This window comes from Bacteroidales bacterium, from assembly GCA_013141385.1.
GTDB lineage: Bacteria > Bacteroidota > Bacteroidia > Bacteroidales > Tenuifilaceae > UBA8529.
On sequence record JABFRB010000042.1, the window covers coordinates 42,491 to 51,907 of the forward strand.

At 33.6% G+C, this 9,417-nt stretch carries 6 protein-coding genes; all 6 read left to right on the plus strand.

The genetic code is table 11. The features are described 5' to 3' along the window. The first annotated feature begins 21 nt into the window (after positions 1-21). Positions 22-1,236 (plus strand): FtsX-like permease family protein, encoded by a 1,215-nt coding sequence (locus HOO91_19660; protein ID NOU19779.1) that lies wholly within the window; start codon positions 22-24, stop codon positions 1,234-1,236. Position 1,237: 1 nt separating this feature from the next. Then, on the plus strand, positions 1,238-2,461 hold the full coding sequence (locus HOO91_19665; GenBank protein NOU19780.1) for an FtsX-like permease family protein: 1,224 nt from the start codon (positions 1,238-1,240) through the stop codon (positions 2,459-2,461). Between the two features lie 175 nt (positions 2,462-2,636). Beyond that, the gene (locus HOO91_19670) at positions 2,637-3,329 is read left to right on the plus strand and encodes a response regulator transcription factor (protein NOU19781.1); all 693 of its coding nucleotides are present in this window, start codon (positions 2,637-2,639) and stop codon (positions 3,327-3,329) included. Next, positions 3,319-4,338, plus strand: coding sequence for a HAMP domain-containing protein (locus HOO91_19675; GenBank protein ID NOU19782.1), 1,020 nt, complete (start codon positions 3,319-3,321; stop codon positions 4,336-4,338). The genes HOO91_19670 and HOO91_19675 overlap by 11 nt, the downstream gene beginning before the upstream one ends. 547 nt (positions 4,339-4,885) lie before the next feature. After that, positions 4,886-8,449: a hypothetical protein gene (locus HOO91_19680; protein NOU19783.1), complete on the plus strand. Its 3,564-nt coding sequence runs from the start codon at positions 4,886-4,888 to the stop codon at positions 8,447-8,449. A gap of 13 nt (positions 8,450-8,462) precedes the next feature. Next, positions 8,463-9,417 (plus strand): tetratricopeptide repeat protein (locus HOO91_19685; protein NOU19784.1); only part of this gene is annotated, 955 nt, incomplete at its 3' end.

Genomic DNA, 9,417 nt, shown 5'->3' on the forward strand with positions numbered 1-9,417 from the left:
AATCTTTTTAAAATATAAACCATGAACAAAAAAGAAACTTTGAAGAGCAGTTTACGCATATTAAAAAGAAACAAGATGCGTACATTTTTTATGGTACTTGGAATAATAATTGGAGTTGCTTCGCTAAGCATAACATTTACTATTGGTCAAGGCTTTCAGAAGCAAATCACTGAAAGAGTAAAGAAATATCTTGGTTCCAGCGATCTTCTTATTACCGCAATGAAAATAAAACTTGAAGGAAAACCAACTGAAAATAATTTAGTTTCAACATTAACTATAGATGACCTTAAAGCAATTGCATCAGAAGTACCATTGGTAAGCATGTATGCCCCGGTACAGTTTCTGCCTAAGAGCGAAATCATTGCAGGGAATAAAAATATTTCAACATCAGTAAGAGGAAGTTCAACAAGCGGGCAGATTGTATGGAACCGTGGAGTGATAAAAGGCGAATATTTTGATGATGCCGAAGAATTGAATGCTTCACGGGTGGCACTTATCGGAACAAAAATTGCGGAGACACTTTTTGGGACATCAGATCCTATTGGTGCTCAGATCAGGATTGGTGATGTGCCATTTACGGTTAAAGGGGTTCTCGAACCTAAAGGTATTGATCCTCACGGTAACGATATGGATCTGGATGTAATTGTTCCTATTACAACCATGATGAAACGCCTTATGAATGTTGACTATATAGCGATGGCAAAAATTGTCCTTTCAGACGAAAATCGTATGGATGAGGCCGTTTCTGGAATCACTGCGGTATTGAATGAAAGGCATCACATTACCAATGGAGAGAGTGATTTTCTCATCCTTACCCCAACATTTGTAAAAGAAAAAATCAAAGAGATGACAAAGGTTTTTAATGTTTTTCTACCCTTAATATCTTTAATTGCTTTGTTTGCCGCAGGTATTGTCATTGTTGTTCTAATGCTCATGTCGGTAAACGAACGAATCAGTGAAATAGGTCTGCGCAAGGCAGTGGGAGCACGATCCAAAGACGTTATTTCTCAATTCCTGATAGAAGTCTCAATTACTTCGCTGCTCGGCGGTATTATTGGAATAACGATTGGTTTGGTATGTTTCAAAGTATTCTGTTCAATTATTAAGTTATCATTCTTTATTCCCTGGCAAATTCCTGTTTTTGGAGTCCTTTTGCCAGTAATAGTTGGAATTATTGCTGGCATAATCCCAGCAAGAAAAGCAGCAAAATACAATCCAATTGAAGCGTTGAGGTAAGATGACAATCATTAAAACCATAAAAATATCATTTAGGCAGCTGCTTATTAACAGAGGCAAATCTTTTTTCGCCATCATAGGGCTTTCCATTGGTATTGCCTCTGTAATAACTATGGTTGCTATTGGTGATGGAGCTAAGAAAGAAACATTGAATCAATTGGGACAGTTGGGTACTAACCTTATTACGGTTAATGCAGGAAAAGTCAAGAACGTGATGCAACGCAGGCAGAATACTGATTTAGTGACCACATTAAAGATGAAGGAGTGCGAGGTTATCCTAAGTAGATGCCCATCGGCGAAAGAAGTAGTTCCCTCCTTGGAGGGAACTTTAAAAGTTAAATATGGTAATACAGTCACATCAGGTATGGTGAGTGGAGTTTCACCTTCTTACTTCAGGATTAAAAACTTTAGCTTAGAAAAAGGTGAACTGTTTTCACAAATGGATGATAAACGTTACATGCGCGTAGCTGTATTAGGTGGTCAAATCAGTCAAACTCTTTTTGAGAAAGAAGATCCGATCGGAAAAACGTTATTAGTTGGTAAAGTTCCTTTTACAATTATTGGAGTTTTAAAGAGCAAAGGGACTACTGTCAGTGGTTCGAATCTGGATGCCCAGGTGTTAATCCCCATAAATACTGCAATGAGGAGGATTTATAATGTGAATTATCTAAATCGCATTTTTGTAGAAGTATCCAGCCAGTTGAAGATGATAGAAGCCGAAGATGAGATTATTTCTGCTTTACGCGATTATCATAGACTTGAAGTAAGAAATAAAGAAAACGACTTTACTATCGATAATCAACTGACCGACATTCAAGCGAGCGAAAGCTCTGCACAATCCTTTACCTGGCTCATAGTTGGAGTATCGGCAATTGCTCTTTTGGTTGGAGGAATTGGTATTTTGGCTGTAATGCTGCTTTCGGTAAGGGAAAGAAACTCCGAAATCGGTTTGCGTTTGTCGGTAGGAGCTAAACGACGCGATATTGTTTGGCAATTTCTAATAGAATCATCAATTTTAGGTTTTGCAGGTGGATTAACCGGATTCACCATAGGTTTTATTGTTTCAGAGGTTATAAAATTTACATCGCAGTGGCATATCTCCATTTCACCGATATCAGTGCTAATATCAATTTTGTTTTCGCTTATCATAGGCTTGGTTTTTGGTGTTATTCCAGCTCAGAAGGCTTCAAAAGCTGATCCTATTACAGCCTTACAAAAAGAATAGCAAATTTGAAGATGAATTAATTTGAAGATTTGAAAATTGCATTATGCGAAAATCCATTATCGAATTTTCAAGCCGCTACATTTTTAAATTTCTTTATGAGAAATGGATATGAATTCGTAAATTCACTTTTTCATCTTCAAATTTTCAAATCATTACATTTTCAAATTATTAAATTATGACCAAGCAGAAAATCTTGATTATTGACGATGACGAAAAAATGAACAGATTGCTGCAAAACTATCTTGTTGGCTTTGGTTATGATGTGGTATCCTGCACGCATCCTACGTTAGGTCTACAGAAGATCAAACAGTATATACCTGACTTGATAATTTTGGATATAATGCTACCCGATATGGATGGTTTTACGGTATGCCGCGAGGTGCGTAAAGAGCTATCTGTTCCTATAATTATGCTTACAGCTAGGGGTGATGTTACCGATCGTATTGTTGGGCTTGAACTTGGAGCCGATGACTACCTCCCAAAACCTTTTGAACCCAGAGAATTAGTTGCACGTATCCAAACCATTATGCGCAGGGTTTCAACTCAAATTAAATCCTCTGGTTCTATTAAGTTCGATCATTTGGAAATAATCCCTGAAAAACAGATGGCAATAGTCGATGGAGAAACAATTGATATAACAACTATGGAATTCCAATTGCTTCTCCTGCTAGTTGAAAAACGTGGACGTATTATCACAAGGGATCAAATTATGGATAGTTTACGAGGAATTGATTGGTCGGCATTTGATAGATCGGTAGATGTTGCTGTTAGTCGTCTGCGTCAGAAACTTAAAGATGACCCCAAAACTCCTCGTTTTATTAAAACCATCTGGGGGACCGGATATATGTTTATTGGATATGAAGAATAAACTACTCGAACAAAAAAGAATGTCGATCTTATTTAAGATCTTTGGTGTAATCCTGATCTTTACAATCAGCGTCATCTTTGTTGTACTCGCCTTTTGGGGGCTAGTTGAGGGGCAACCAAATCCAGTGTATGCTCATTTACATTTACTGATTACAGTAATTATATTAATAATTGCTGGCTCCATTGTAGCATCGTTTATCATTAGAAAAATATTAAAGCCCCTTTACTTACTATACAAGGCTGTTGAAGAGGTTGGCAAAGGCAATCTTGATCAAACTATACAGATTAATAGCAACGATGAACTAGGAAAACTTGCAATTGCTTTCAATCAAATGACATTCGACTTGAAGAAGATGATGCTTGCTCGTGATCAACTATTACTTGATGTAAGCCATGAATTGCGGACACCCATTACCCGAGCAAAATTAGCTCTCGAGATGATGCCCGAAAGTAAAGAGAAAGAATCACTTGCTGGGGATCTTAAGGAGATGGAAATAATGATTACGGAAATGCTCGAGTCAGAACGACTTAAGAATGGAGCAATTACCCCTAACCTTGCGCCAATCAAAGTGGCAGATCTCCTACAAAAGCTAATGGATAACTTTTACCGCGAAAGAAACCGAATCGTTCTATTCCCTGTTGTCACCGACTTAACCATCAATATTGATGAATCGCTAATTATAACAGTTCTTCGTAACCTTATTGACAATTCACTAAAATATTCTTCAAATACAACCAAGCTTGTTGAAATCAGTGTTATTCGCCACAACCAAGATATAACAATTCAAATTGAAGATTTTGGCCAAGGAATACCCGATGATAAATTACCTTATGTCTTTGAGCCATTTTACAGGGTCGACCAATCCCGTTCAAGAAATACAGGAGGATATGGATTAGGGCTGCATCTTTGTAAACGGATCATGGATTTACATGGAACTGAAATCAAATTGCAGAATAAGACAGATTCAATAGGTCTTATAGTCTCGTTAACTTTTCAGTATAATAATTAGGAGGAAAAAAGAGATCATCCGATATGGATGATCCCTTCAAGTGATCCCTACAGTACGATTATCGAACCAATTAATGGAGAGTTTTAAGCAAATCTATGATTTAGGACATTGTACCTGTAGCGCTACTACAGCCTGTTTCACTACCTCAACATTTGAGAAAGGCTATTTAGTTGCTTTAATACTCCATAATAGGTATCTAACCAATAAATAAATAATAGATTAGGGTAAAGTTTTAAAATGAGTTTGGGTGCTAATTTTTTAAAAGCTGTTTCACAGAATCAGAATCTAAACCCATTTAGTTACAAAACTCATCTACAGTGACCAATTGATATTCTTCATTATAAAACCTTATCATGTTTTCTATTTAGCATATTTGTGTATATCTCTATATATGGTCAAATTTTTTGTTGACAAAAATGTGCAATTTTAAAAGTACTTGACTTAATATTCTAAATTATATATATTTGTATTAAATAAGGTAAGAAAAACTAAAAAAATTCTTTGTTTAAAGCATATAAATTAATTTTTCACAAATTCAGGATTAATCATGGAGATAGGAAACATATTTCCGTCAAAAGAGCAGATTACTAAACTAAAAGATATTGAATCTGTATTGTTATCAAGAAAAGCCAACGGAAAAGTGGCCGGATGGATAGCAATACTTTCTGCTTTAGTTCAATTTTCTATTATTTTGTGGCCATTTTATAAGCGAATATTTGATTCTATATCTGATAAAGAATTTTCTTCATATTTCAGGGATATAAAAACGTTCTTACCTTTATGCATATTTATTACTTGCATTTTAATATATTTACTTCTGCGACGTACAAGTATTTTACTAAAAGAAACAAAAGAACCCTTTCGTTACACATTAACTGTAAAACCTTTTCAACAAGTTGGAAAGATTCCTGAATCAACTGATAAGCCCACAGAATCTCGATTTTCCTTAAAAAACCAGGATCGTCTTCTTCTATTACACCATGATCTTACTGAACTGATTAATCAAAGAATTAAAAGATTTTTAATTATTCCAATTGAAATTACTGAAGAACCGGACAAAAAAGAGTATAATAGAAATGCTTCAATTATTGATAAAAGACAATCGTCTCATATAGATGTATTTGGTAACTATGCAATTCGTGAGGATAAAGAAAATGATGAATGGATAATTCATGTAATGCCTTATGTTCGTATAGGCCCACTGGATTCACCCGCGACTTTAGCACAATCAATAAGGTTCTCACTATCAAAAGACGAAACACCTGATATACTTGACACAAATGAATACAATCAACTGGTAGAACGATTATATTCAAGAGTAACAACGGAAATATATGCGCGGATTGAGAAAGATATAAAGGATAAAATTGAACTTTTCCCCACGAGGTATCTGAAGGCAAATGCATTATATCATGAGGCCAGGGACATGGCAAAATCCAACACAATAAATGCATTCGAAAGTGCCATTTATTTATATAATGAGTCTATAAGAATTCTAAATTTAACTTTAATTAAAGGATTAACGAGTATATTTATTAAAATGCCTTTACTTAGAATGGTATTTATTCGTTATTTGTTTCAATATGCAAGAATTTATACAGGACATGCAAAATGTCTGGTCTATAAGTACAGAATTGCTACTCTTTCGGGGAGGAAAAGAAATCCTATTTTCGAAATCCGCCAGAACCTGAAAGATATAATTAGTGATTTAGAATATTTTCATTATAATATTAGCAATAATTCTGAAATTTCAGAATATAAGAATAACAAAAGGACTTATTCAATTCTGGCTTTTTTAACTTATCCTGAAGACTCATTTTTCAGACAGATTTTATTCAGACCATCACGGCCACTCTTTGATGAAACCCGAAAAATTCTGTTTAATGCTTATGTAGTATATTCTTTAACAGATTCATTATTAAATGCATTCATGTCAGCAAAAGAATGGTTAGACAAAGCTAAAGCAATAGCTCCCGATTTAATCAACACCGATCCGTTATATATTCTTGCCCAGGCTTATGTTGAACCAAATATTGATAGAGCTATCCTTTTATTACAAAAGGCTATTGAAATAGCTCCGTCTTTTCAGATTGCTCAATATGATTTGGCATTCAGGATGGAAATGAAATTTCGCATGAATGATGAAATTAAATTTAACAGGGCACGTAGCGTCCTGGATGAATATGACAAAGTACTCAGAATCAATCCCGGTAATATTGCCGCTATAGCAGCGCAAGGTTATATATATTGGTTGCTACATGAATTGGATGAAGCAAGACGGAAATTTGAAGAAGGATATGAAATAAAGGCAATAGTAAGTGAAACATTTATTGGGCAACTTATTTATGGTCGTGCTCGCATTTTTGCTGAGCAGGGAAGATTAAACGAATGTTATGATTTATTTAATCAGGCATTTGCAATTAATCCTAATGTTGGCTCATACTCAATTGGCAATAACCCATGGATGCCATGTTCCTTTTATGATTATATGTCTCCAGGACTCCTCATAAGATATGAAGACTACTATAATACATATAATAATTATTTAAACTTCAAGAAATTTCTGGTAGGGACTATTGAAGGAAAATTCAAAGAACAACTTGATAAAAATGAGGTATCTGATGAACTAAAAAAAGCATTAAAAAAAATCGAAATTAACTTATCTTACAAAAAGGTAACAATTACTACTGATAAGATTTCAAAAAAATGGACCATCCATAGTATTTCCGATACCCTATATTTATATTTTGAGGATTCTAAATTAAACGTTTATTATAATCTTGAAGATGTATCAAAAAAAATATCAGATGCCATAAATAGTTACATCCTAAATGATTATGGAAACGCATATTATAATTATTATAGAAGATATGGAGGTCGTGGTTTTCTGAATAAAGTAGTTGATTTATATGCCAAATCTATTGAAAGCTTTCCGGATAATTATGTCGCTAAGTATAATGAATCATTAGCCTTAATTGAGTTGAATAAAAGTGAGGATTCAATTAATATGCTAGATGATGTCATAAAGAATAATCCAACATGGTTTGAGGCTTTAACTTCATTAGTTGAGTTTAATCTTTTAAAAATTAATAAAGAAATACAATTAGTATTAAATGAGCTGAAAAACAAAGTAGCAGAAAAAGAAACAATAATAGAAAAAAAAATGAAAACCTCTTTGTCTGATATAAGTCAAATAAAAATTATTACAAAAGGAGAAATTAAACCAGATGCAATAAAATCGCCTCAGCCTCTTGCAAGCAAAATCCAAGACGAATCGAACCCGTCCATGAATCAACCACAAAAAGATCATCCTACTATTAAAGATTATGATTCGGAATCTAAAAAAATAGAAACAAGGATATCTGAATTAGAGAATAGTAAAAGTAATCTAGAGAATAAAAAAGTTAAACTGAATCCAAAAATAACAAACATTTTAGAACCTACTAAATTGGTTTCATTATATGAATTATTTTTATTATATGGGTCTAAACAGAAATCTGGAGGTAATATTAAACTTACAAATTTAATCAATAACAAAATAAGCTGGATCAAGCTAGATGAAGATGACGTTCGAGCCTTACAAATATACTGCAAATTTTATTATTATACTTATGTGGATATAGATAAGGATAATAAGGATAAAAAACAGGAGGATATCATTCAAAAGAAACTTTTTGATATTCTTTTATCTACTTATTTCCCTGAAGACTTTACAGTTTATTTATGTAAAAAAGAGCTCTTAAATAGATCTCCTGAAAGTCCTAAATTTGAAAAAGACAATTGTAATAAAATAATAGAATCCTTCTTAGAATATTTACTGAAAAAAGATCCAACAAATTTTTACACATTAAGCCTGGCCAAGGATAAGATTGATTCAAATTCATATTATAATTATTTGGAAATGGCAATTCAACTGGGAAAATATCCGGAATTGTTAAAACTTGTCTCGGATGAACATTTAAATACTTTTAATTTAGAAAAATTGGAGAGATACCTTGGAATATTCGAAAGTTATACTGTTCCGATTGATAAAGAGGAGATGAAAGAGGAGATGAACAAGGAGATGGCATATGTATATAATAGAATTGGAAAAGTGATTGCTAATTTATAAAATATACAAAGTGATGTCTGATTTGAAAAATATACAGCGATCTAATGAGTTATTGAAAAGAGCTGTCGAGCTTAATAATGACAAAGCCGTTTATTGCATTGATTTGGGACAATCTTATGCGAATCTTGAACAATGGGATGAAGCGATAGACTGCTATAAAAATGCGGTTGATTTAAAAAAGAAGTATTATGATGATCCGGAAGACCAAAATGAGTTGGATTACTATTATGAATTTCTTTCAGAAGCATATTCCAAAGCAGGCAGACTGAATGAATTCATAGAAATTTTCGAAAAGTCAGGTGACTTAAATGATAACCCTGATAAGAAGGCAATCGTTTACAACCGTATAGGTAATCTATTTGCTAATTCTAATAAAGAACAAGAGGCTATTCCATATTACATAAAAGCGATAAAGTTTGACCCGCATAGACCAATCTATCTCTGTAACCTGGGACTTACTTATATGACTCTGGAGCAATTGGATGAAGCGATAAAATACTACAAACAAGCAATTGAATTATATAGAAAATCTCCTGACGATTTCTACGGATTGGATTACTACTATGATTTTCTTTCAGAAGCATATTTCAAAGCAGGCAGACTGAATGAATTCATAGAAATTTTCGAAAAGTCAGGTGACTTAAATGATAACCCTGATAAGAAGGCAATCGTTTACAACCGTATTGGTAATCTACTTGCCAATTCTTATAAAGAACAAGAGGCGATTCCATATTATGAGAAAGCGATAGAACTTGATCCAACCAGGCCAATCTATTTATGTAATATGGGATTAACTTATACGAATCTCGGACAATGGCAAGAAGCCATAGAAAATCACAAAAATGCAGTTGAGTTAAGAAAGACGCTATCTAAGGATATATACGAGTTGGACTACTATTATGAATATCTTGCTATAGCGTATTCCAAAGCAGGCAGGCTGAAGGAATTCATAGATATTTTCGAAAAGT

Excerpts from the sequence above, each read along its gene's own strand:
- HOO91_19660 (NOU19779.1), top strand. The coding sequence starts at position 22 with ATGAACAAAAAAGAAACTTTGAAGAGCAGTTTACGCATATTAAAAAGA.
- HOO91_19665 (NOU19780.1), top strand. The coding sequence starts at position 1,238 with ATGACAATCATTAAAACCATAAAAATATCATTTAGGCAGCTGCTTATT.
- HOO91_19670 (NOU19781.1), top strand. The coding sequence starts at position 2,637 with ATGACCAAGCAGAAAATCTTGATTATTGACGATGACGAAAAAATGAAC.
- HOO91_19675 (NOU19782.1), top strand. The coding sequence starts at position 3,319 with ATGAAGAATAAACTACTCGAACAAAAAAGAATGTCGATCTTATTTAAG.
- HOO91_19680 (NOU19783.1), top strand. The coding sequence starts at position 4,886 with ATGGAGATAGGAAACATATTTCCGTCAAAAGAGCAGATTACTAAACTA.